This is a genomic window from Bacteroidales bacterium (assembly GCA_026418905.1).
GTDB lineage: Bacteria > Bacteroidota > Bacteroidia > Bacteroidales > DTU049 > JAOAAK01.
In genome coordinates this window covers 1-23,770 of sequence record JAOAAK010000041.1, presented here as the reverse complement: position 1 = coordinate 23,770, position 23,770 = coordinate 1, and the positions used below count along the sequence as shown (strand labels likewise).

The window sequence follows — 23,770 nt, the reverse complement described above, 5'->3', positions numbered from 1 at the left end:
TCCTAATCTTTAACAGTTGCCTCATCATGCTCAATTAGTAGAAATTCAAAGTACTTTACATACTTTGAATATATTTTTCTATAACAAAGAAATATTTTTTCACTTTTCAGCAATATTAGACCATAAATAGATTTTGTAATTAAATTGCTTTATAAAGCATGACCAGACTTTATCATGAATAAAAAATAATTAGATTTAAAAAAATTTTTTAAATTTGAAAAAAATGTATCCTCTTGTCGCAATTCTTTTATGTGCTATAAGTGTTACTCTCTGCAAGAGAGGAAATATGGAAACAAAAACTAACAAAAGCACAAAAGAAGAAACCATAACAGGAATTATCACTACTCAAAGTGCAAATAGCATGAAAGAGAAGGTATACTATTTCCTCACGACCGATGAAACCTTCATCATCGAAGACGTGATAAATATTAAATGTGCTGATCCTTTGAGTTGTTTCGAAGATCATCTGGTTGAGGCGAAAGTAATCATAAAAGGCACTATTTCAGAACATAAAAAACAAGCAGACAAAGAAAACTACAGAAAAATTATCATAACAAAACTTAAAGAAATTGGAATACCTGATTCTCTTTTTATTTCAGATGGTAGTTCAAATACCTTTGTCTTTACATCTCATATGTTTCAATATAAACCAGTCGAAGCTTCTATGAGTTCTTCTGGATATTACAGTGGTGGCGAGCCAGTAGAAAAAGCCATCGACAAACTTACCTTTCAAATGCTAACTGTCAAAGCTTATTCTTTCATGCAAAAAACATCTCTTCACCTAACTCAACGACTCAAAGGTTGCATAACGATTACCATTGTTTTTAAAAATCATACTGAAACATGTTTTTTGAAATCTTCTCAAAGTTTAGAGGAATTCTTAAATGAACTGCATTCCTTAAAAAAATAATTGTTAGAAAACGACCCTCACATAAGCAAGGGTCGTTGTACTTCATTATTATATGCGTGAAACATCCTTATCGCCTCTACCCGAAAGATTCACCAGGATAGTTTTGTCGGCGTTTTTAAAAAGCTTAATGACCAATGCAAGTGCATGGCTTGACTCTATTGCTGGAGTAATACCTTCAAGTTTAGAAAGAAGTTTAAAAGCTTCTATTGCTTCAGCATCAGTGATCGAAAAATAAACAACACGTCCCGTATCCTTCAGATATGCATGTTGAGGGCTGATTCCTGGATAGTCTAAGCCAGCAGCAATAGAATAAGATGGTACGGGATTATTATTTTCGTCTACGAGGCAATAAGAATAAAAGCCCTGAAAAACGATGGGTTTTCCATAAGTAAGCGTAGCTGCTGTTTTTCCTGAAATATCAAGTCCACCTCCTTCAGCACCATAGAGAGAAACTCTCTCATCGTCTAGGAAAGCAGAAAATATTCCAATGGCGTTACTACCCCCGCCTGCCGATGCAACCACGGCATCTGGTAGTTTTCCTATCTTTGATAAAATTTGTTCTCTTGCTTCTTGACCAATAACGCTTTGGAAAAAACCTACCATTTTGGGATACGGATGTGGTCCTACCTGGGAACCAAGCACATAGAATGCTTCTGGATGTTCAAAATAATATTCAATGGCTGCATCGACTGCATCTTTTAATCCCTGATATCCTCGATCAACACGTATGACCTCGGTTCCAAGAAGTTCCATTCGTTTCACATTTAAGCTTTGCCGTTCATAATCGATCGATCCCATGAAGATTTTACACGGAATACCCAGCAATGCAGCCACTGTTGCAGTAGCAACTCCATGTTGACCAGCTCCAGTCTCGGCTACCAACTCTTTCGCATTCATTCTTTTTGCTAGTAATCCTTGTCCTAGCGTATTATTAATCTTATGTGAACCCGTATGATTCAAGTCTTCTCTTTTGAGAAAAATCCTCGAACCAACATATTCAGAAAGACGACGAGCATAATAGATCGGACTAGGTCGACCAGCATATGTGGTTAGATAATACTCCAATTCACTTAAAAATTCTTCATCTCTTGAAAATCGCTCAAATACTTCAGCCAGCTTATCTAACCGACTTTGCAATACCTCCGGAACATACGAACCACCGTATTCTCCGTATCTTCCATCGTATTTTAACATTTTTTCATTTGGACGGACTAACAAATTGTCAATTTTTGTGTTCATATTATTTATTTATTTTTTGGTTTAACATCAATAGAAATAAATTTTTTGGAATTTGATTATATCTATTGCGATGGGGGATCTTTGTTTATGTTTCTATGTTTATTCATACTTTGAATTTTTATAAAAAAAAACCGCAGGGGTTCCTGCGGTTAAAAAAATATATCGTGGACAGGCTACCCCCTACCAGAACAACTTCAAACGCCACCAGAAGAAAAACTTACATAATTTTTTCATCCTGATATAATTTCTAATTTTCTCTGCAAAAGTAAATAAAATTTTAATTATGATAACTCTTTAATGTGTTTGATGATATTTTTTTTACGCAAAGAATGATCGATTTATAATTTAACTACGGTAGACGTAAAATACAATGATGGACCTTGAATTACGACAAAGTAGATTCCTTTTTTCCAGCCGTTGGAAGAAATTTGTAAGGATGATTCTTCATTGATAATGAGGTTCTTTTGTTCATAAACAATTTTCCCGTGTATATCGTAAATAGATAAGGTCGATGGATACAAAATAGGATATTGTGTTTCGATGGTTAGTTGATCTGTAAATGGTGATGAAATAAATAGGGTCGTAGATGGATTTTCATTAATGACTGAAAGAGTGGTGGAATAAGAGTACTTCCCATCCTTGTCAACTTGCTTAATTCGATAAAAACTCATTCCTGGCGAAAGGTTTGGGTCAGTAAAAGAATATTCCTTAATTTGATTACTAAATCCTGCTGCGGGAACTTTTCCGATGGGAGAAAAATTTATGCCATCGAGGCTTTTCTCTGGAATGAAAAAATCACTATTTAATTCGCTTTGCGTTTCCCATTCAAGCACCACATCATGGTCTACCACATTTACTTTGAAAAAGGACCATTCTACTGGCAAAGGATTCACCAATAGAAAACTGATTTTTGCGTAGCATGCATCCGACGGATTGGCAAGAGTTCCCGGGTCAGCATCATACGGAATACACATAACACGGAAATGTTCTCCATTCATGTTACCAAAATTAATAGTTACCGTCGTCGTCCCCTGTCCAGAAACAATACAGGGATCTGTACCGTTGGGGCAGGAAGCTTCAATAACCACAGGTGGATCACGATCGATAGCCCGGATCATCCATTTGTAATACGTTGCTCCTAAAGTAGGAGTAATGGTATAAGTATAATTTGTATTAGGTGCTGGATTGGTCTCTCCAGTAATAGTTCCACCGCTTCGAGAACTAATATTGCAATCTCGACACATAACCTTAATGTGATCTACGCCTACCATAGGACTGGTACAAGTGGTCGTTCCTCTTGAAAATCTTAACTTTATGTTAGCACTCGAAGGAAGGGCATATGCAGCAAAATGCCAAAGCCCATCAGGAAAATAATAATTGACAGGTAATTCAACCCATGTATATCCCTGGCCGCTAGAAACATGAACTGCTGGTGCCCACAATCTGTAATCTTCATCAAAAGTATAATCATAATTTCCAGAACAAGGATACTTAGCTATATACGCAAACTTCAATTCTGGGGCAGGACAAGCTGAAGTATTTAATTCCCTTGTAATGATCTGAGACCTTGATGAAGCATTACAAAACTCAAATCCTGTATAAAAAGCAGCATAGTAATCTGCCCAAACTCCACTGTGATTACCTGTACCACCAGAACCATTGTTAAAAAGGTAAGTATATGCATCAGAAGCTGATCTATAAGAACGATACGGTACTTGAACACCAGTGGTTGCATAATCAGTCCAATTGACAGGACCATACCATCTGTTTGTAGTAAAGTTTTCAGTGTAAGTGGTTGCTCCTGATATATTAGGAACAGGACTGCTCGTGGGGCCATTGTCGTCAATGACAATGTCATCCACGGTTATAAAATTTGTTCCACTAGCATTCGGACAATAAAAAACCACTGCCATGTTCTGGCCTCCTGAAATGAAACTCTCAAGATTAAGGATAAAATTTGAACATCCACTTGTTCCAGGAGTGATGGTTCCCCATCTAACCCAACCATTGTTTTGAGGTGTCATGGTACTGAAACTACAAGCTCCAGTAATTAAATAGTAAATATCAATGCTTCCAGCTGAAGCATTAGCACGTTTAGCATTAAATGTCAACCTCACACCTCTTCCTTGTGGCACATTGAAAGTATTAGTCACAAAATAAGCGTTGGTCGATGAAGTGTAATAAGCATAATTTCCACCGGTACAGGCATATGTTAATCCACTATTTCTTGTCCAACCTGAAGTGGTATAAAAATTTGACGGAATGTTTGTGAAATCCTGTTGCCATAAAATGGCCGACTGAATCATCATATAAAACATGCATAAGCACAAAGAAAAAAATACCTTTAACATGTGAACAATATTTAGTACAAATTTAACAATAACTTAAAGGATAACAAGGAAACAACGGTTAACAATTAGTTAACACTGAAAATTGTATTAAGTAAAAAACCTTTGGAATCTTACTTTATGACAATCAGATAATAATTCTTTTTTCCTCTCTGCAGGATTAGATAACGTCCTTTTATGGCATCTTTCATAGAAACAACACTTTCTTCGTAGACTTTCTGTTTGTTGAGGGAAAAGCCATGCTCTTTTAAAAGTCTTCTTGCTTCGGAACGTGAGGAGACAGCTTTCGCGACATCTACAATGAAATCTACCATGGTCAAACCTTGTGAAAGCCTCTCTTTGGAAATTTCTTGCTTTGGCACTCCTTCAAAAACAGAAAGAAACATTTGCTCATCCATTTTTTGAAGAGCTTCAAAAGTACCTTTACCAAATAAAATTTCAGAAGCTTCCACAACCTGATTGTAAGCAGCCTCACCATGAATAAACGTAGTCATTTCTTTAGCAAGATGTTTTTGCAAGATACGCAAATGTGGAGTATTACTATGTTCAGTAATCAAGTCATCCAGGTATTTTTTTTCTTTAAATGAAAAAATATAAAGATATTTTTTTGCTTCATCATCAGAAAGGTTTATCCAAAACTGATAAAATTGATAAGGAGATGTCTTTTGAGGATCCAACCATATGTTTCCCTGTTCGGTTTTGCCAAATTTTGTGCCATCTGGTTTGACCAGTAGAGGGCAAGTTATTCCATATGCTTCCCCTCCTAGCTTTCTTCTGATTAATTCTATACCGGTTGTAATATTTCCCCACTGATCGCTACCCCCCATCTGTAGCTTACAATTGTATTTCTCAAAGAGGTAAAGAAAATCATATCCCTGTACGAGTTGATAGGTAAATTCAGTAAATGAAATGCCTTCCTCGCTATCAAGACGCTTTCTTACACTATCTTTCGCCATCATATAGTTAACCGTAAGATGCTTACCTATATCACGTATGAAATGAAGAAATGTATAGTCCTTCATCCAATCGTAATTGTTAAGTAAAATGGCAGAGTTTGGTATAGACGAAGAAAAATCCAAAAGCTTAGAAAGTTGTATTTGTAAGCATTCTTGATTGTGACGAAGTGTTTTTTCGTCGAGCAAAACTCTTTCTTTGCTTTTACCAGATGGATCACCAATCATTCCTGTTGCTCCACCAACAATTAGAATTGGCCTATGACCGTAGTTTTGAAAATGCTTAAGCATAATAATAGATACGAGATGACCAATGTGAAGAGAGTCTGCTGTTGGATCAATACCTACGTAAGCTGTGGCTCTAGAACTATTAACATATTCTTCTACTCCTGGAGTTTTATCGTGAATCAATCCACGCCAATTAAGTTCGTCAATAAAATTCATATCATTCCTTTTTTAAAACAAATAATTGTTGGTCCTTGTCCACCAAAGAAAAACCCAATTTTTTGAGGTATCGGGCATGGGAAGGATGGTAATAACGCGCTAATATAGTATGTACATCCAGCATATTAAAAATATCCTCGTCATGAAAAATAAGCTTGCCAGGTTTCATATTACGATGAGTAGGAGCTACGTAATCAATAACCACTTCAGCTTTACCACCCTCCAACTTTTGAAAAGCTGTAAGACCAATCACAGCTGTTCCCTTAGCAATCAAAAAGATAATATGCTCATTTTCCAGTGCTTCAAAGTAAGGAAAAAATTTCTTTATATCGTTGATATAAACTTCAATAAAACGTTGCAGCATAGGGGAATTAGGTTGTGCAGGCAATATGGCATATCTTCCTCCCAGGCGGTAAGCTTGAAAAATAAAATACGTATTTACACCTCCATTGAAAAGATTTAACAAAACCACTGGATATGAATCGATCAAAAAGCCATATACTACGAAAAGAACATTACCAAGAAGCAGATACCACCTCAGTTTCAGGATTGAGGTCATAAAAAGTGATATGGCCACAAACAACGAAGCTAAATATCCAATAACTTCATAAATAAAAAACTGGGTTTGACTTTCCGATAAATCTATCATAGGATGTTACATTTTTTCGGGCATGTAAATTCCCAACAAGGAACCAATATGGTTTAATGTTTCTCCTGTTTGAGAAGCAAGAAATAAGCGAAAATACCTTTTGGCGGTCTGTCCCTCCCGAATAACTGGCACTTCCTGATAAAACGAATTAAAGGCCGAAGCAAGCTCATACAAATAATTAGCAAGTAAAGATGGATTTAAACTTTGAGCAGCTTCTAAAATAACATCATCTTTTTTCAGTAAAGCAAGCGAAAGCTTCCTTTCAATCTCATGCATAGTTTCCAAATTCTCAATAAGATTCAACGAGGGTTCTTCTTGTGCACGTGACAATAAGGAACGAATTCGTGCATGGGTATACTGCAGAAAAGGTCCTGTATTTCCATTAAAATCGATATTTTCTTTGGGATCAAATATAATGTTTTTAGCTGGGTCGACTTTCAATATAAAATATCTCAACGCTGCCTGCCCTACTTGTTCGTAAAGAAACTCTTTTTGTGAGGGATCCAATTCATGAGCTCTGCCAACATTTTCTGAAATTTCAGCAGCAATTTGATGCAATTGATCAAGCAAATCGTCAGCATCAACGACCTTACCTTCTCTCGACTTCATTTTACCTTCGGGTAATTCGACCATGCCATAACTGTAATGACATAAACGATCAGCCCAATCAAATCCCATTTTTTTTAAGACAGCTTTGAGGACTTTGAAGTGATACTCTTGTTCATTGCCAACCACGTACAACATTTGATCGGGTTGATACTGTTCAAAACGACTCACTGCCACCCCTACATCTTGAGTAATGTAGACCGATGTGCCATCGCTTCGTAAAAGAACTTTTTGATCAAGCCCTTCAGAGCTAAGATCAACCATAATGGCTCCAGTCTCGTCCTTGTAAAAACCCTGAGACTTCTTTTCAAGAGCACTCAAGATAATCTGTCTTCCCATTTCGTACCATTCCGATTCGAATTGAATCAGATCAAAATGTATATTCGTACGTCGATAAGTTTGATTAAAACCTTCCAAAGCATAATTACGAAGCTTATTCCAAATCTCTAACACATCAGCATCGTGATTTTCCCAACGACGGAGCATGTCCAAAGCTTCTTGCATCAAAGGAGCTTGAGCGATACTTTTTTCATCCAACCCATACTCTACCATTTCTTTTTTTAATTGTTGTTCGAACAAAACATAATACTTACCAATCCAATGATCAGGCTTCATTCCTACAGTTTCGGGTGTTTCTCCATTTCCCCATTTTTGATAGGCCAACATTGCTTTACAAATATGTATTCCTCTGTCGTTGATAAGATTGATACGAACTACATCATGACCCACACTTTGCAAAATTCTAGCAATTGAATCTCCCAGAAAATGATTGCGCAAATGTCCTAGATGGAGCGGTTTGTTGGTATTGGGCGAACTATATTCTATTAAAATCTTTTTTGGTTTAGCTACTACAGAAAAAGTGTTATTCATCCGAATAAGTTCTCTCAGTAAAAATCGATCTTTAAGTCTGATGTTCAAAAACCCCTTAATGATATGATGGTTTTCAATAAAGCTATCATTATTTTGCAAATATTCAGCTACCTCATGAGCTAATTGTTCGGGATTAACTTTTAGCATCTTAGCCAAAGGAAAAAAAAGAATCGTGATATCTCCTGTAAAATGTTCAGGTGTTTCCTCAAGCTGGATCTGATCAATAGACAATTCAAGACCTTTTAGTACTTTAATTGCTCTAACAACTGAATGTCGAATAGTAGAAAACATGATTTTTTACAAAGATACAATATCACTTCCATATCACTGCTACATCGTAGTCCATTAAACAAATTCAATAGTGAGAGGATTGTCAATGAACATTAAACGGCAAAAAACCTGGATGAGAGTGCTCACATCTTGCTGGCAATATTTTGCTATTCTGTCAAGATCTCGTTCTTCATAATAAACACGCCTTACCTGGCTTCCATCCATATCGTCTTTTGAGCTAGAAACACCCAACACCGTTGCCAAAAGGTCCAACGACGTAAAATGCTTGTAATCACCAAATTTCCAGAGCTCCATCGTATCGATAAACGTTGTTTCCCATGACTTCTTGCCCTGAACATTAAGCAGTGGAGGTATGGGTATGTGATGAATAATCATTCGCCTGCACAAAAAAGGAAAATCGAATTCCTTACCATTGTGCGCACAAAGAAACTGAATCTGACTAAATCGGTTTATGATATCGGCAATTTCCTGAAGCAAAGCCCTTTCATCGGTATTAACAAAACTTCGAATTCGAGCCACGTTTTGCTCATTCACATAACCCATAGCTACACAAACAATCTTCCCGAACTCTGCATATATTCCTGCCCGTTCGTAAATATCAGATGGGGTTTCGTTCTCGTTTCTTCTGATAAACAAAACCTTTCTATCCCAATGAAAACGTATTCGATCAGGTAATTCCTCGTAGGAGGGAAACTCCGGAACTGTTTCAATATCAAGAAACAATATCTTTTGTAACATTTTAAATTTTTGCTAAGATATTTTATTTCTTGTTTTTTTAGATGGTTGTAGAAAAATTATTAATTTCACAGCTATGATGAAACAAATTTTTTTGGGGCTTTTATTAATTTTTTTTCTTCTTGGATGTCATTCACCAACTGATAATTTATCTATCGAACCATTTATAGAATTTCGAAATTTTGAGCTTTTCAAAAGCAAGGATGGTAAAGATTCCTTGGCATTTTTAAGTATACTTGTTAAAGATGGGGATGGCGACCTGGGCCTTTCTGAATCGGATACCTTACATCCTTTCAATCCTGGCAGTCAGTATTACTACAATTTTTACGTGATCATACACGAGAAAATAAATGGAGCTTGGCAACCTTTATTGGAGGGATATAACGGACGTTTTCCAATTCTTCGTGAAGGTTTACCTAAAAAACCTATTGAAGCTATAATCACCATGGAAATGGATGTAAGTTATTGGAAGCTTTTCCTCCAGAGTTATACTATCCGAATGGATATTTTTATTTTTGATCGTGCCCTACATCAAAGTAACATCGTGTCTTCCGGTGAATATCATCTCGCTTTATGATCAAAGAAATTCTTGTTTTTCCTTTCTCAGACTTCCTCAAACACGAAGAAATCACGAGGGACAAAAAGTGGGCAGAATTGAGACTTGATGTTCATCAATACCAGTGGATTGAATATGTTCATCTATTGTTTTTGCCTATACAATGGATAGTCTCATTTAGATCTTACCAGCAATTGGATATGTTTGAACAATTTCTTTCTCTGCGGCCTACCATGATTGATTTACCTTTTGAATTAGCAACAGATGAATATATTCTAAAATGTCAATCTCATGGTATACGTTGTATGATTTCTTATCATTCGAATCAAACCATCGAGGAAGCGAAAGGTTTCGAAACCCTCAAAAAAATGCGCTCCTTGAAAGCTGACCTATATAAAATGGTTTTCACGGCTAAATCATGGGAAGATAATGAGGCCATAAAAAAACTTTACGATGAAGAATCGGCTCTGGTTGCATTTAATATGGGAAGGTTGGGCAAAGAAAGTCGAATCTATGCAGCTTTTAATGGTGAAAGAATGATTTATTTGGCACCCGATGGAATGACACCTTTAGCAGAGGGACAATTATACTGGTCAGAATGGCAAAAAATTAAAGAGACTTTTCATGTTTAAGGTTCATCCTTTTTATCTGCAAGGTATTATTGACGTCCCAGCTTCTAAAAGTTTCATGCAACGTGCTCTCATTTGTGCTGCCTTTTGCAAAAGCAAAAGTGTTCTCCATCATCCTATTTATTCAGACGACACATTGCATCTGATTCATGCTCTTCAACTGCTTGGTGCTGAAATGAACATACATCCGGATCTGATCGAAATATGCGGACAAAATTTTCTACGAAAACTCCCTCCCCTATTGAACAGTGGAGAATCTGGCTTTAATGCTCGCGTTTTAAGCATGATTGCATCTCTGACTGAAAAACCTACCTTGGCTATCACCGGGGAAAAAACCCTGCTTCAAAGACCCATGAATTCATTACATGAAAGTTTAAAAGCTGCTGGTATCGCATTTAAAGTTACAGGAAAAAATTTACCCATATGGATTCTTGGAAAACCAACAAATTTTTCATTTGAACTTGAAGAAATAGACACATCGCAAATTCTGAGTGGGATGATGCTTGCATTTCCCTCATTGAATGAAAATAATAGCTTTAAGATTCACGTAAAAAAAATTCCCAGTATACCATACGTACATTTAACAAAGCAAATTCTTGAATTATTTGGCGTAAATGTGGAAGTAGATGAAAAAAATTCGCTGATTCAAATTCCGTGTTCTCAAACTTATCAACCAGTTCAATTGCTTTTGGAAGGTGATTGGTCGCATGCTGCCTTATGGCTTTCTGCAGCTGCTATTAACGGAAATATCTCTATAAGAGGACTTAACGAAAGTTCAGCACAAGGAGATCGAGTTATTCTCAACCTTTTTAGTCGGATTCACATCCCCTGGCAAAAAGGTCAAAACGAAATAAGCTTGAGCTCAACAGAATTTTACGCTTTTGAATTCGATCTCACACATTACCCAGATCTAGCACCAGCTGTAGTTCTTTTAGCTTTAGCAGCCCGTGGAAAATCTGTTATCCATGGTTGCGAAAGACTTACAAACAAAGAATCTAATCGGCTCCAATCGATTTTATCAATTTTACAGCAAATTAATGCTCATTTTGAATATAAATCACATACTTTACACATTACAGGAAGGAACTTTATTTTTCCTCATTATCTTGAAGTACCACCTGATCATCGCATGGTTATGTTCGCTATACTTCTTGGAGTTCTTGCCGATAAATCATACACTGTTCCTCATCTACCTTCTATCAATAAGTCGTATCCTACTTTCATAAATGATGTAGTAAAGGTATGTCGTTTTTTACAAAAAACTTCGTAAAGCCTCCTCAAGGGTAGGATATTTGAACTCAAATCCTGCCTCGAGCATTCTAGTTGGGTACACGGGTTTTCCTTCTAAAACAAGCTTGGCTCTTTCCCCCATCATCAACCTTACCAAAAATGCCGGTACAGGTGGTATGATAACTCTGGTTGATTGAATTTGTCGCAAAGTTCTCATAAAGTCTTTTTGCGTAAGAGGATTTGGAGAAACAGCATTGAACACTCCTTCTAAATCTTGTCTTTCTACAAGAAATCGGTACATTCGTATCGTGTCAACGACATGAATCCATGAAAACCAAGCTAAAGGATTTCCGACTGAATTAGCCAACCAGAATCGATTAAGTTTTAGAAAAGGTTTCAAAAATCCTCCAGACGGATGCAAAACAAGTCCCATACGTAGAGCAGCCACTCGTAAACCTTTTTCCTGAAAACGAAAGGCAGCTGCTTCCCAGTCTACACAAAGTCGCGAAAAAAAAGACTTTCCTGCAGGAGAATTCTCCTCCAATTTTACAACCGAACTCGTATGATCATAATATCCAATACCAGAAGCAGTTAGAAGAACTTTAAGTTCTGTCTTCTTATGCACCATCCGAAAAAGTTGATCTAGTGGTTTAATTCTACTATCTCGCAGCAATTGTTTTTGTTTCCTCGTCCATTTTTTCTTAGCTACATTGATACCCGATAAATGAATAATAGCAAAGCATTGATTAAACTCTGATTCCGATAAAAGATTTGCCCTGTTCTGCAAACTTCTCACGGGAAATCCTTTCCATTCACTAATAGGCTGAGAGCTTAATATGATAAAATCAAAATCATTTTTCAATTCATCCAATAAGAAATTGCCAATAAATCCTCTCCCTCCGGTGAGTAAAATGGTCTTTTTTTTACTCATATTTCGAAATCGTTTTAACAATATTTTCCAACAATTGTTCTATTTTTTTATGTAAGGTTGCCATGCTCTTACTGTAATCATTGATCATCAGGGTAAAAGCATAACTTACCTGGTTGGAAGACGAAAAATAACCAGCCAAACATCTCACACCAGACATCGTACCCGTTTTAGCGCGAATGTTATTTTCAAGCGATGATGAAACAAAATAGTTTTTTAACGTTCCAGTTCTTCCACCTATGGGAAGTGACTCATAAAAAAAAGGAAACCATTTTTTCTCACTGACGGCCACTAGAAAATCTGTCATTTCGAGAGGTGTTATTTGGCTCGTTCTAGATAATCCGCTACCATCTGTTATTTTGCCTGTCCACCTAATTTTCAAAGTGTCTTTTATAAAAATCAGCAAATATTTTATACCAGAATCATATGACCCATTATCAAGAGCATGCTTTCCTAAAGTTTTCAATAAAGTTTCAGATAGCACGTTGTTGCTATATAGGTTCGTCAGTTCGACAATTTTATATATGGGTAAACTTTTTACTTGAAATAAAAAAACGGTATCTTGCCAATGACGGTAGTGATAAAAACCCTTATGCTTTGAACCAAAACGAATTCCTTTGTTTTTCAGTAATTCCTGAATAGAATAAGCTGCATGCAAGGCTGGATCGGGCGACGATGCACGTACGACAAACGTATCGCGATAAGGGGGAAGGGTCCCCTCGATTTTTCTATTCCATTCGAAAGGATATCCAAATACCTTACACCGATCGCCTGATCCCGGTTTACCACTTATAACACTTACACTCCAATTCAGACCAGGCAAGGAAGGTAAAGTTTGCCACAAGACAGCTTTTTCGCCAGGTTTACCGGTTTTGAAAAACAAGTAAATCTGACCATTATTCCACACCAACGAAGCCGTTCCAGCTCCAAAATAATTCCCAACATCATCCGTAGCATAACCTGAGGGAACAATGATAGAATCGAACCACGAAGCCAAACCGATTACGCCCCCTGTAATGGAATCTATTCCCATTTTTTTTAAACAAATAACCAAACTATCAGCCCATAACATCGTATCGACCCCTTTCATCCCCAGAGTTGGATCACCTTGGCCAATTACAATTAAATCTCCTCTCCATACGTTCCCTTCTTCTTTATTCCCTTGTAAATAGAAAAGGGTACGAAAGACATAGGACTCCCCCAATGTGTGTAATGCAGCCGAAGTAGTAAGTAATTTAACTATTGAAGCAGGAACAAAATAATCGTTAGCATGAAACGAAACAAAAGTTTTTTTATCTGATAACCGTTTTATGACCAATCCCCATTTTGCAGGTGCTACTTCCCTATTAAACTGTTCTAGAAAATAAGGTATACTATCAAGTAATTGCCCATGCAGATAAATGCCTAAAAGTAACAGAATATAAGAAAATTTCAACTTCACTTTTGTTTATTTTGAAAAAATACATGATTTCTTTCTTTTTCAAGAAGAAAATGATATAATTCTTCAAGATTCGTAGGAAATTCTTTATCTTCTACAATGATGTGAGGAACAATGTTTTTAAAAGGATATGATTTATAGTTGAAAAAAGCCGTGTCGACAGTTTGTTTGATATAGATACTGCTCACCGTTATTCGGATCCGACTATTAGGGAGTTTAAAACTTACAGGATTGCCATAGGAACCATCTCGGGTACAAGCAGCTGGAGTACCTAAAAAAATCGTATTAGGTCGCATATATAGATTATTGAGCACTACACCTGTGGCTGATGCACAAAGTGAATTCATCAAAACATACAACTTGCCTGTGTAAACGAAAAAATTAGGTTTAACAGATTTTACGGGAAAATTTTTATAAGTAGAAACAAGATTTTTACTCCACAGGTGACGTTGAGCTTTTCCAGACAATCTACCAATAAAACGCGTAATTTCAGGTTGAAGGAACGAGTTTTTGATCAAGACCCATTGAATGACCAAGTTGTTACGAAGGGTGACATAATCAATATATCTTCTTTCAGAGGGGATAAGGTATTCTAAGAGTTGCCTTGCAAAATCTAAAAGTCCTCCACTATTATTTCGCAAATCCAAAATCAGCACATCAGTTTTGTTTTTTTTCAAATAATGAAAAACATCACGTAAAAAAATTCTATAACTCTTTAGTTCAGAGGGTAAGAATGAAGAAATTTTCAGATAACCCAATCGCTCCTCATCTAAATAGAAAAAAGAAAAATTGGGATCATTTGATTTGTCCGATTTTGCATTATTAGAAGTTTCATCTTTCTTTTGACATGACAATAAAACAAGTGTATCAATGAGTTGAGAGGTATCATTTTTCAAAACAATTAAGTTACTATCCAGACAGGGAAAAAGAAATGGATATAGGGAGCGAAAATAATAAGCAGCCAATTTTTTTTGCACTAATGAATCGTCTCCATCTATATTTACGAATTTAATAAGAATAGCCATGATACTATCAGCATCTTTTCCATTGATAGAAATTACCTCTTGTCTTATAAGTTTGTCTTTTTCTGAGTGGGTAATGTCTTTTATCAACAACTTCCCCTTCTCATAGCTTAAACTCAAAGGAAGATATTTTCCATTATTTTTTATATAATCGTTGTCTTCTTCAGTAAGAAACACCGCCGTATGAATATCATTTACATGATGAACAACTTTCAGAAGTTCTAAGAAAAATTCATATTGGTAGGCACCCGATGTTCTATATTTTTCATCAATGATCTTTATCAATGAATCAATTTTTTGCATTTGAGCTACCGATTGTATATTAATGTGCCCCTTTTCAAGCAAAATCCTGAAAAACCATAAATCCTCACGGATTTCATCTCCTGAAAGCTTCCGTAACTCCTGAGAATGGGAAATAATAACGGAACAAACAATAAAACAGTAAAATAAAAGTCTTTTCATATACGCAAAAATAAAGTTTTTGTACACAACATGAGAAAGATCTTGTTTAAGGACTTATGATATTTTTGCGAAAAAAATGGAAGTATTTATTGAACTGCTTATTCAAAGTCTCATGATTACACTGGTAGTTCTGATGCTCATGTTGTTGATTGAATATGTCAACGTTTTGAGCAAAGGAAAATGGCTTGAAAAGTTTTCTCAGCGAAAAATGCTTCAACTCATCATAGCCGTTTTTTTTGGCCTTCTTCCAGGTTGTGCAGGAAGTTACCTGTGGGTGACACTCTATACACATGGTACCGTAAATTTCGGTTCTATCCTTGCTAATTTCATAGCTACAACAGGTGATGAATCTTATGTTATGTTAAGTCTTTTTCCCGAAAAAGCCCTATTGTTGCTTGCTGGCCTTTTCGTTTTAGCTACCGTAGTAGGATGGATTACCAACGTTTTGTATTCCAAAAACTTTCAAATCAACACTCACTTTGAATTGCATGAAAACGATGTTTTTCACGAGCAGGGTTTTATAAAATGTTGTATTACTAATCTTAGGCAGCCTTCATTTGAAAGAATTTTTATCCTTTTCATACTTCTCCTTCTTTCTGTAGCATTGTTGTTTTTACCAGATCACAGTCATCAGGTCGATTCAAACGTTAGTTATTTACAAGTAGAAGGATATATTAAAAAGCTATTAGGTGGACTTGCTTTATTGACGTTTTTTCTCAGCATGGGTGTCAACGATCACTTTCTTTTAGAACATGTTTGGAAACATGTTTTCAAAAAACATTTTTTTCGTTTGCTGCTATGGGTTTTTGCCACCATGTTAGTTCTCTATTTTCTTTACCAAGCAATTGATATTGAAAGATGGATTAATAATAACCTTTACATTGTTCTGATCCTTGCCGTTTTAATAGGAATCATACCAGAATCAGGTCCTCACATGATTTTTGTCACTCTCTTTGCCAATAACATTATTCCATTTCCTATCTTAATGGCAAACTCCATTGTTCAGGAAGGACATGCCGGACTACCACTCCTTGCAGAGTCTGCAAGATCATTCATGATGATCAAATTGATTAAAGTCATTTTAGCTTTAACATACGGTTTTATCAGCCTCAGCTTATTGTGAGTTGTGAGTTATTTGCTCAAGCTGCTAACAGATCATATATTTAAATTATTATTTAAAACGAATTTAATAAACTCGTATTTTTGTAAAAATTTAACATTATGAAAAAATGGTGGTTGTTTCTTTTGATGCTGGTGTTTCCTTTTCTTTCGAAAGCCAGCGAAGCTAATTTAGTTGTTCCTGATGGAATTAAAGAGGAAACACTTTTGTACTGGGGATTTGGAATTGTTTTGCTGGGATTACTTTTTGGATTATTTCAATTTTTGCGTGTTAAAAAATTTCCGGCACATCGATCGATGCTTGAGGTAGCTGAAGTTATTTACCAAACGGGTAAAACATATCTTATTCGTCAAGGTAGGTTTTTACTGATTTTGTTTCTTTTTATTGGTGCAGCCGTAGCATTTTATTTTGGATACTTGACCGAAACCAGTTTTGGTATCGGGGGAGTGCTTATGATTCTAGCATGGACCGTCGTGGGAATGTTGGGATCTTATTCTGTGGCATGGTTTGGTATTAGAATGAACACACTTTCAAATAGCCGAATGGCATTTGCTTCTCTTGAAAGAAAACCAATTAAACTTCTTAACATTCCTCTTAATGCTGGTATGAGCATTGGAGTCATGCTCATCAGCATAGAATTAGCTATTATGCTCATTATTCTGCTATTGGTACCTGGAGAATATGCGGGAGCAAGTTTTATTGGCTTCGCTATTGGCGAGTCGTTAGGTGCTAGTGCGTTGAGAATTGCTGGTGGAATTTTTACCAAAATTGCTGATATAGGATCAGACTTGATGAAAGTAATTTTTAAGATAGAAGAAGATGATCCTCGCAACCCCGGTACTATAGCCGACTGTGTCGGAGATAATGCTGGCGACAGTGTCGGACCTACTGCTGATGGTTTCGAAACTTACGGAGTAACGGGCGTAGCACTTATCTCGTTCATACTTTTAGGTGTCTACGATCCAGTTATTCAAGTAAAACTGCTTATGTGGATTTTTGTTATGCGTGCTTTAATGATTCTTACATCTATTGCATCTTATGGTATTAACAACCTCATCAGTAGAGCCATTTACCATAACAAGGACCAGTTTGATTTCGAAAAGCCATTAACTCATCTTGTTTGGCTAACTTCCATTCTATCTATTGTTATCACATATATATCTAGCTATTTTATTCTTAAAGATCTTGGGAACAACCTTTGGATCATTTTAAGTACCATCATCTCTGCTGGAACGTTGGGTGCAGCTCTTATTCCTGAATTTACAAAAATCTTTACGAGCCCAAATTCCGCTCATGTTAATGAAGTGGTTGAGTCATCCAAACGTGGGGGTGCTTCGTTAAATATTCTTTCTGGTTTTGTAGCAGGGAACTTTAGTGCTTTTTGGCAAGGAATTGTTTTCATAGTTTTAATGGTTATAGCATATTTTGCTAGTACTTATGGTTTGGAACAATACATGGTTTATCCACCTATTTTCGCTTTTGGTTTGGTTGCCTTCGGAATGCTTGGAATGGGTCCCGTTACTATTGCCGTCGACAGCTATGGTCCTGTAACCGACAATGCTCAGTCCATTTACGAACTATCCCTTATTGAAGACATTCCTAACGTCAAAGAAGAAATAGAAAAAGAATTTCATTTTACCCCCGATTTTGAACTTTCCAAACACTACCTTGAGGCTAATGACGGAACGGGCAACACGTTCAAAGCAACGGCTAAGCCAGTTCTTATAGGTACCGCTGTGGTGGGTGCAACAACCATGATTTTCTCCCTCATCTTGTTGGTGGAAAAAGCATTAGGAGTTGAACCAGCTTCATTACTCAGCATACTTAACCCCTATACCATTTTTGGCTTTGTACTTGGTGGTGCAGTGATTTATTGGTTTACAGCTGCTTCTACTCAAGCCGTAACAACAGGTGCAGGACGTACTGTTCAGTACATCAAGAAAAACATCAATCTCGATCCCAACGCAGAAAAAAAAGCCAGTGCAGAAAAGTCAAGTCAAGTGGTAGCTATTTGTACGAAATACGCTCAATCAGGAATGTTTAACATCTTCATTGGAATTTTCTCTTTCGCATTGGGTGTAGCTTTCCTTTCTTCACCTGGTGAAAATAACCATATTGAAGCTGTTTCTATGTTTATAAGTTACTTGATATCAATTGCTATTTTCGGATTATTCCAAGCAGTTTTTATGGCCAATGCAGGTGGAGCATGGGACAACGCTAAAAAAATTGTCGAAGTGGAGCTCAAAGCTAAGGGGACTGATCTACATGCTGCTACTGTTGTAGGGGATACTGTAGGTGATCCTTTTAAAGATACTTCATCCGTTTCATTAAACCCAATTATTAAATTCACCACGCTGTTTGGAGTGCTTGCCATGGAGATCGCCATCAGTCCAGCATTTCTACCTTATTCTCACATCATCGGAGCTATTTTTATTGCCATTGCTCTTTTCTTCGTCCTCCGCACTTTCTTTGCTATGAGAATTAAAGGAGTGGAATAAACTTAATAAATCACTAAAAATTATACAGGCAGCCAAATGGTTGCCTGTTTTTTTTTTTCATTAACACTTGGAAAAATTTGATAAAGAAAATTTTCGGAATTCTAAGACTAAAAATTGTTAGTAACTTCATTACAACAAAAAGTCTATTTTTAGTTAAACATCCGCAAAAAAATCATGGTTTACTGCCCCTAGGTATGAGAATAAACATAATATTAAGATTCGAATAAAAATTAAATTTTGTTAGCTATTTATAAAAATTTTTTAAAAAGAAACATTATCTTTGATAAAAAAATGAAGGCAAGCATTTCTTTATGGATTTCCTTTTTTATTTTGCTTATATCATGTGCTAATAAAACTGATTCCACAAATACAACTGAGGAAACTCGAGACGTTGTCGTTTCAAATCAAAATAATTCCCAACATGAAGAACATGGCTTAGGAATCTTTAAACCTGACCGTAAATTCATTAAAGAGGGATCTTTACTTTTTGAGACAAAGAATATAACTGAAGCAAAAAATTACATAGAAGAACAAGTTAGAGCTCACCAGGGATTTATTTCCAAGGAATTTGCACGAGATTTTGCAAATGAAAAAGAATATACGATGGAAGTTCGCATACCTTGCGATAAGTTTGATGACTTTGTCAAAAAACTCGACCCTATTATTTTCGTTTTAAAAAACAAGGATATTCAAGTGTATGAAGTAACAAAAGAATACGTCGATTTGGAAACAAGACTAAAAACAAAACAGGAAATCAAAAAACATTATGAAGAACTTTTAAAACACGCTAGAAATATTAGTGAAATTATGCAAATTCAGCAAAAAATTGATAGTTTACAACTTGATATCGAAAGTCTTCAAGGAAGACTTTCGCACTTACAAAATCAAGTGCAGTATTCAACACTTTCAATCACTTTTTACGAACCCAAGATGAAAAAAACTTTCTTCTGGAAAAGAGCAAAAGAAAATTTCCTCGAAGGATGGCACATTCTCATCTGGATAGTGCAAGCTATTATTACTCTATGGCCTATATGGCTAATTACCATCATTATAATATTAATTTACAATTATTCTAAAAAGAAAAAAAGATCTCTTTCCTCATCTGATAATTTACCTGACAAAAACCAGTAAGATCACACATTGACCTATTGTCATTTATATAAAGCAATAACTTATTCATTAAAAATTGGCCGTAAGCACTAAAGAAGGCAACTTTCTGAAATGTAATATTACGTGAATAAAGAGACTTTGCTTCTGATGGTCATCAGAGCTTTTCTTGGACCAGTTGCTCAATTTCTTGTGCAATGCGAAGAGCTTCTTGCAATAATCCATCAGCTTCTTTTCGAACGGTTTCAGCCCAAGATTTATCTTCAATATTAGCAAGGTTAATAAGAACATTATAGTAAGCTCCTTTCACGCCAGCCAAAGCTGCTAATGAGCCAACACCTGCATCAGACAGAGAATTAGGATTACCAGTTTCCACCATGGCCTTACAAAGCTGAAAAACTTCTAAAGACTTTTTCATCGTACGCAATGGAACCGATGTAGCGTAACGCATAGCTTCTTGAATAGCTTTTTGACGCTCTTGTTTTTCCTCATCCGTGTCTTTAGGTAAACCATACGCATCCATCACCCTATTGAAAGCTTTGGTATCTTCATCCACCAGAAATAATAATTCATTGAGTATGTTTTGTCCTTTTTCAGCCCAATCACTGAACTCTTCCCATCGATCGTCCCATCCTGGTTTGTGGGAACTTAGATTGGCAACCATTGTGCCAAGAGCAGCACCAAGAGCTCCCATAAGTGCAGATACAGAACCACCTCCTGGAGCTGGCGACTCACTGGCTGTTTCGTGAACAAATTGCTTGCATGTTAAATCAATAAGCTTTTTTTCTTTCTTCTTTTCTTCAATGATATACTCAATGACTTTTTCTCGAGGATTGAAAGGCTTGATGTCGGAAAGTCCCATGCTGCGAATAGCGATTTTTACGAGCTCATCCTCAGCTACTCCAACAGACCGTTTTTGCATGCGGAGATAATGTTTTCCTGCATCGATGAGAACACGTTTGGGAACTAGACCAACGATTTCAGCACCAGTTACTCTCACACCACGTTCAGCCGCTTTACGACAAACTTCATCAAAAGCTACGTGAACAGGAGTCACGGAAATATTGGTTATGTTCATGCTTACTTGTGCTATGCCATACTCTTCTATGTACCAGCCAATAGCTTTTGTAGCCTTGAGAGTACCAGGAATCATAACAGGTTCACCTTTTTCATCACGCACAATTTTACCTGTAATTGGATTTCCTTCACGGAGTGGACGACCTTTTTCGCGAACGTCAAAAGCTATAGCATTGGCACGACGAACACTAGTGGTATTAAGATTAAAATTAATAGCAACCAAAAAATCACGAGCTCCTACAGCAATAGCCCCTGTTTGAGGATTAAATTTTGCAGGACCAAAATCGTGTTTCCATGCAGGATCAGCAAGTTTTTGAGGCAAACCCTCATACTCGCCAGCACGAACATTGGCTAAATTCTTTCTTTCAGGATAGAATGCTGCTTCTTCATAACAATAAACAGGTATTTCCAACTCTTCTCCTATTCGTTTTGCAAGTCGCCTAGCATATTCTACTACTTCTTCCATGGTAATGTTAGACAACGGTACTAGAGGAAGAACATCTGTAGCCCCAAAACGGGGATGAGCTCCTTTGTGTTGGCTCATGTCAATAACCTCAGATGCTTTTTTTACAGCTAAAAAAGCAGCTTCGAGTACTTCTTCGGGAGTACCAACAAAAGTTACAACTGTTCTATTGGTCGACTCACCAGGGTCCACATCCAGCAACCAAACACCTTTAACCGATTCAATGACATCGGTTATGGCTTTAATTTTGGTCTTATCACGACCTTCGCTAAAATTTGGAACACATTCTATGAGTTTTTCCATATTTATTATTCGTTTAAATTCCATGGAAATCCATTTACGAAAACCTTTTCGATGTTACTTACTCCATAGTAGTAAGGTATGAAAGCCAGAGATGGAAGAGGTTTTGATAAAATAAAATTGGCTGTTTTACCAAGAGCAAAAGATCCCACTTTATCTTGTAAGCCCATCGCACAAGCACCATTGATGGTCATGGCTACCAGAGCTTCCTCAGGAAGCAATCGCCCATAAATACAGGCTAGGGTCCATATGAACTGCATGTTGCCAGAGGGGCAACTGCCCGGATTGAAGTCCGACGCTAAAGCAAGTGGTAGTCCTACATCCACCATTTTCCGCATAGGTGCATAAGGTAAACGTAAAAAGAAAGAAGTTCCAGGTAAAGCAGTAGGAATTGTAGCAGAGTTAGCCAGTAAATCAATTTCTTCATTGGTTAAATGTTCTAAATGATCAACACTCACAGCTCCATACTTAACAGCCACTCTTACACCACCTGTGATACCTAGCTCATTAGCATGGATCTTGGGTCGCAAACCCCATTTAATAGCTGTTTCGAAAATTTTTTCCGTTTGTTCCGGTGTAAAAAAACCTTCATCACAAAAAACGTCTACAAAATCAGCCAAATTTTCTTCAGCCACAGCAGGCAACATCTCCTGTACAATCAGATCAACATATGCATCTCGTTTATTCTGATATTCTTCGGGAAATGCATGAGCTCCAAGAAATGTTGAACGAACGGGGATAGGTAATGTTTCTTTAAGGCTACGAATAACCCTCAATATTTTTAACTCAGATGAAGTCGTTAGACCATAACCACTTTTTATTTCAATGGCAGTAGTTCCCAAACTAATCAATTGTCTTATCCTTTGTAGAGCTAGTTCATAAAGTTCTTCTTCTGATGCCTTATGTAAGGCACGTGCAGAATTTAAAATCCCACCGCCTCGTCTTGCAATTTCAGCATAACTTAAACCTTTGATCTTATCCACAAACTCACTTTCTCGTGTTTTAGCAAAAACCACATGTGTGTGTGAATCACAAAAACCAGGAAAAACATGACGATTACGAGCATCCAAAACGATATCGCAATGACTTTCTTTGACATCCATTACGGACATATGTCCAAAACCCTTAACAACTCCGTTTTCTGCGAACAAAAAAGCATTTTCTATACGTGGTGGATTAGAAAACATCTCCCGCACGTAAGGATAAACTTTATTATTCCCTTCTTCGGAAAGCCAAAGAACATCGATATTCTTTAAAAGAATTTTCACTTTCTTTTTTGCAAATCTACGCAAAAAACGTGTTTAAAGATGAATTTACTGACATCATATGTACATTAAAAAATCAAGCTAACATTTATTAATTGACCAATCACCACAAAAAAGTTATTTTTGAAAAAAAAATGAAATCTTTAGCTTTTACTTTATTGCTCAGTTTATCTGGTTTATTGTTTAGCAATCCCATCGACTCTGCATTAGCTCGTAAGATAGCTCATCATTTTTTTAGATACAAATGGGGTTTATCCAACCAACTTTCATATTATCCCCTCAATTCAAATGGTCTAATACATCTTTTTTATGATAATACTAACATGATTCTTATTGCTGGTGACGACGCCGTCCAACCTATTCTTGGATATTCTTCTTTTTTCAGCAAAGACGAAGAAAAAATTCCATTTGCCTTTAAAAATCTTATCAAGTATTACGAAGAGCAAATAAGCCACATCCAAAAGATGGGAATAGAGCCAACTTTTGAAATCAAACAATTATGGCAAGACTGGCTTAATGGTACATACCAATCACCTAATAAATCTTCTGTTCCCCCCCTTCTTCATTGTTTGTGGGATCAAGGAAAATATTATAATTCACTTTGTCCATACCTGTCTCTTATACACATCT

The 23,770-nt window shown here is 36.5% G+C and carries 19 protein-coding genes; 8 read left to right on the top strand and 11 right to left on the bottom strand.

Features of this window, described 5'->3' with window-relative positions:
• The first annotated feature begins 223 nt into the window (after window positions 1-223).
• On the top strand, window positions 224-910 hold the full coding sequence (locus N2Z72_08045; protein ID MCX7697624.1) for a hypothetical protein: 687 nt from the start codon (window positions 224-226) through the stop codon (window positions 908-910).
• A gap of 48 nt (window positions 911-958) precedes the next feature.
• Here the strand turns inward: N2Z72_08045 and trpB are convergent, their stop codons facing one another.
• From trpB to N2Z72_08015, 6 genes are all read right to left on the bottom strand, one after another.
• Window positions 959-2,149, bottom strand: a complete 1,191-nt coding sequence (gene trpB / locus N2Z72_08040; protein ID MCX7697623.1) for a tryptophan synthase subunit beta — start codon at window positions 2,147-2,149, stop codon at window positions 959-961.
• Window positions 2,150-2,487: 338 nt separating this feature from the next.
• Complete coding sequence (locus N2Z72_08035) at window positions 2,488-4,500, bottom strand: T9SS type A sorting domain-containing protein (protein ID MCX7697622.1); 2,013 nt, start codon at window positions 4,498-4,500, stop codon at window positions 2,488-2,490.
• A 110-nt stretch (window positions 4,501-4,610) separates the two neighbouring features.
• Entirely contained in the window at window positions 4,611-5,894 is a 1,284-nt protein-coding gene (tyrS, locus tag N2Z72_08030; protein MCX7697621.1) for a tyrosine--tRNA ligase, read from the bottom strand.
• Window position 5,895: 1 nt separating this feature from the next.
• Window positions 5,896-6,543, bottom strand: coding sequence for a hypothetical protein (locus N2Z72_08025; protein ID MCX7697620.1), 648 nt, complete (start codon window positions 6,541-6,543; stop codon window positions 5,896-5,898).
• Window positions 6,544-6,549: 6 nt separating this feature from the next.
• Window positions 6,550-8,310, bottom strand: coding sequence for an arginine--tRNA ligase (gene argS / locus N2Z72_08020; protein MCX7697619.1), 1,761 nt, complete (start codon window positions 8,308-8,310; stop codon window positions 6,550-6,552).
• A gap of 54 nt (window positions 8,311-8,364) precedes the next feature.
• Window positions 8,365-9,048, bottom strand: a complete 684-nt coding sequence (locus N2Z72_08015; GenBank protein ID MCX7697618.1) for a 3'-5' exonuclease — start codon at window positions 9,046-9,048, stop codon at window positions 8,365-8,367.
• A 91-nt stretch (window positions 9,049-9,139) separates the two neighbouring features.
• On the opposite strand from N2Z72_08015, the gene N2Z72_08010 reads away from it, so the two are divergent.
• From N2Z72_08010 to N2Z72_08000, 3 genes are read left to right on the top strand one after another with little or no spacing between them, the layout of a single operon-like run.
• Window positions 9,140-9,622, top strand: coding sequence for a hypothetical protein (locus tag N2Z72_08010; GenBank protein ID MCX7697617.1), 483 nt, complete (start codon window positions 9,140-9,142; stop codon window positions 9,620-9,622).
• Complete coding sequence (locus N2Z72_08005; protein ID MCX7697616.1) at window positions 9,619-10,233, top strand: type I 3-dehydroquinate dehydratase; 615 nt, start codon at window positions 9,619-9,621, stop codon at window positions 10,231-10,233. Before N2Z72_08010 ends, N2Z72_08005 begins: the two co-directional genes overlap by 4 nt.
• On the top strand, window positions 10,226-11,500 hold the full coding sequence (locus N2Z72_08000; protein MCX7697615.1) for a hypothetical protein: 1,275 nt from the start codon (window positions 10,226-10,228) through the stop codon (window positions 11,498-11,500). The genes N2Z72_08005 and N2Z72_08000 overlap by 8 nt, the downstream gene beginning before the upstream one ends.
• Here N2Z72_08000 and N2Z72_07995 read toward each other — a convergent pair.
• From N2Z72_07995 to N2Z72_07985, 3 genes are read right to left on the bottom strand one after another with little or no spacing between them, the layout of a single operon-like run.
• Window positions 11,483-12,391 (bottom strand): TIGR01777 family oxidoreductase, encoded by a 909-nt coding sequence (locus N2Z72_07995; protein ID MCX7697614.1) that lies wholly within the window; start codon window positions 12,389-12,391, stop codon window positions 11,483-11,485. The two genes, N2Z72_08000 and N2Z72_07995, sit on opposite strands and share 18 nt — an antisense overlap.
• On the bottom strand, window positions 12,384-13,829 hold the full coding sequence (dacB, locus tag N2Z72_07990; protein ID MCX7697613.1) for a D-alanyl-D-alanine carboxypeptidase/D-alanyl-D-alanine-endopeptidase: 1,446 nt from the start codon (window positions 13,827-13,829) through the stop codon (window positions 12,384-12,386). Before dacB ends, N2Z72_07995 begins: the two co-directional genes overlap by 8 nt.
• Entirely contained in the window at window positions 13,826-15,310 is a 1,485-nt protein-coding gene (locus N2Z72_07985) for a S41 family peptidase (GenBank protein MCX7697612.1), read from the bottom strand. Before N2Z72_07985 ends, dacB begins: the two co-directional genes overlap by 4 nt.
• Window positions 15,311-15,386: 76 nt before the next feature.
• On the opposite strand from N2Z72_07985, the gene N2Z72_07980 reads away from it, so the two are divergent.
• The 3 genes from N2Z72_07980 (at window position 15,387) to N2Z72_07970 (ending at window position 20,059) form a co-directional block, all read left to right on the top strand.
• Window positions 15,387-16,433 (top strand): putative manganese transporter, encoded by a 1,047-nt coding sequence (locus tag N2Z72_07980; protein MCX7697611.1) that lies wholly within the window; start codon window positions 15,387-15,389, stop codon window positions 16,431-16,433.
• Window positions 16,434-16,531: 98 nt separating this feature from the next.
• Window positions 16,532-18,928 carry a sodium-translocating pyrophosphatase gene (locus N2Z72_07975; GenBank protein MCX7697610.1) on the top strand — a complete coding sequence of 799 codons (2,397 nt, stop codon included), beginning with the start codon at window positions 16,532-16,534 and terminating at the stop codon, window positions 18,926-18,928.
• Window positions 18,929-19,219: 291 nt separating this feature from the next.
• Entirely contained in the window at window positions 19,220-20,059 is an 840-nt protein-coding gene (locus N2Z72_07970; GenBank protein ID MCX7697609.1) for a DUF4349 domain-containing protein, read from the top strand.
• A gap of 133 nt (window positions 20,060-20,192) precedes the next feature.
• On the opposite strand, the gene ftcD is transcribed toward N2Z72_07970, so the two are convergent.
• A complete protein-coding gene (ftcD, locus tag N2Z72_07965; GenBank protein ID MCX7697608.1) occupies window positions 20,193-21,878 on the bottom strand; it encodes a glutamate formimidoyltransferase in 1,686 nt (561 codons plus the stop codon).
• A gap of 5 nt (window positions 21,879-21,883) precedes the next feature.
• The gene (gene hutI / locus N2Z72_07960) at window positions 21,884-23,143 is read right to left on the bottom strand and encodes an imidazolonepropionase (GenBank protein ID MCX7697607.1); all 1,260 of its coding nucleotides are present in this window, start codon (window positions 23,141-23,143) and stop codon (window positions 21,884-21,886) included.
• Between the two features lie 131 nt (window positions 23,144-23,274).
• On the opposite strand from hutI, the gene N2Z72_07955 reads away from it, so the two are divergent.
• On the top strand, window positions 23,275-23,770 hold a 496-nt coding region (locus N2Z72_07955), incomplete at its 3' end, for a Spi family protease inhibitor (GenBank protein MCX7697606.1).

Coding starts and splice junctions, on each gene's coding strand:
- N2Z72_08045 (MCX7697624.1), top strand. CDS start 224: ATGTATCCTCTTGTCGCAATTCTTTTATGTGCTATAAGTGTTACTCTC.
- trpB (MCX7697623.1), bottom strand. CDS start 2,149: ATGAACACAAAAATTGACAATTTGTTAGTCCGTCCAAATGAAAAAATG.
- N2Z72_08035 (MCX7697622.1), bottom strand. CDS start 4,500: ATGTTAAAGGTATTTTTTTCTTTGTGCTTATGCATGTTTTATATGATG.
- tyrS (MCX7697621.1), bottom strand. CDS start 5,894: ATGAATTTTATTGACGAACTTAATTGGCGTGGATTGATTCACGATAAA.
- N2Z72_08025 (MCX7697620.1), bottom strand. CDS start 6,543: ATGATAGATTTATCGGAAAGTCAAACCCAGTTTTTTATTTATGAAGTT.
- argS (MCX7697619.1), bottom strand. CDS start 8,310: ATGTTTTCTACTATTCGACATTCAGTTGTTAGAGCAATTAAAGTACTA.
- N2Z72_08015 (MCX7697618.1), bottom strand. CDS start 9,048: ATGTTACAAAAGATATTGTTTCTTGATATTGAAACAGTTCCGGAGTTT.
- N2Z72_08005 (MCX7697616.1), top strand. CDS start 9,619: ATGATCAAAGAAATTCTTGTTTTTCCTTTCTCAGACTTCCTCAAACAC.
- N2Z72_08000 (MCX7697615.1), top strand. CDS start 10,226: ATGTTTAAGGTTCATCCTTTTTATCTGCAAGGTATTATTGACGTCCCA.
- N2Z72_07995 (MCX7697614.1), bottom strand. CDS start 12,391: ATGAGTAAAAAAAAGACCATTTTACTCACCGGAGGGAGAGGATTTATT.
- N2Z72_07985 (MCX7697612.1), bottom strand. CDS start 15,310: ATGAAAAGACTTTTATTTTACTGTTTTATTGTTTGTTCCGTTATTATT.
- N2Z72_07980 (MCX7697611.1), top strand. CDS start 15,387: ATGGAAGTATTTATTGAACTGCTTATTCAAAGTCTCATGATTACACTG.
- N2Z72_07975 (MCX7697610.1), top strand. CDS start 16,532: ATGAAAAAATGGTGGTTGTTTCTTTTGATGCTGGTGTTTCCTTTTCTT.
- N2Z72_07970 (MCX7697609.1), top strand. CDS start 19,220: ATGAAGGCAAGCATTTCTTTATGGATTTCCTTTTTTATTTTGCTTATA.
- ftcD (MCX7697608.1), bottom strand. CDS start 21,878: ATGGAAAAACTCATAGAATGTGTTCCAAATTTTAGCGAAGGTCGTGAT.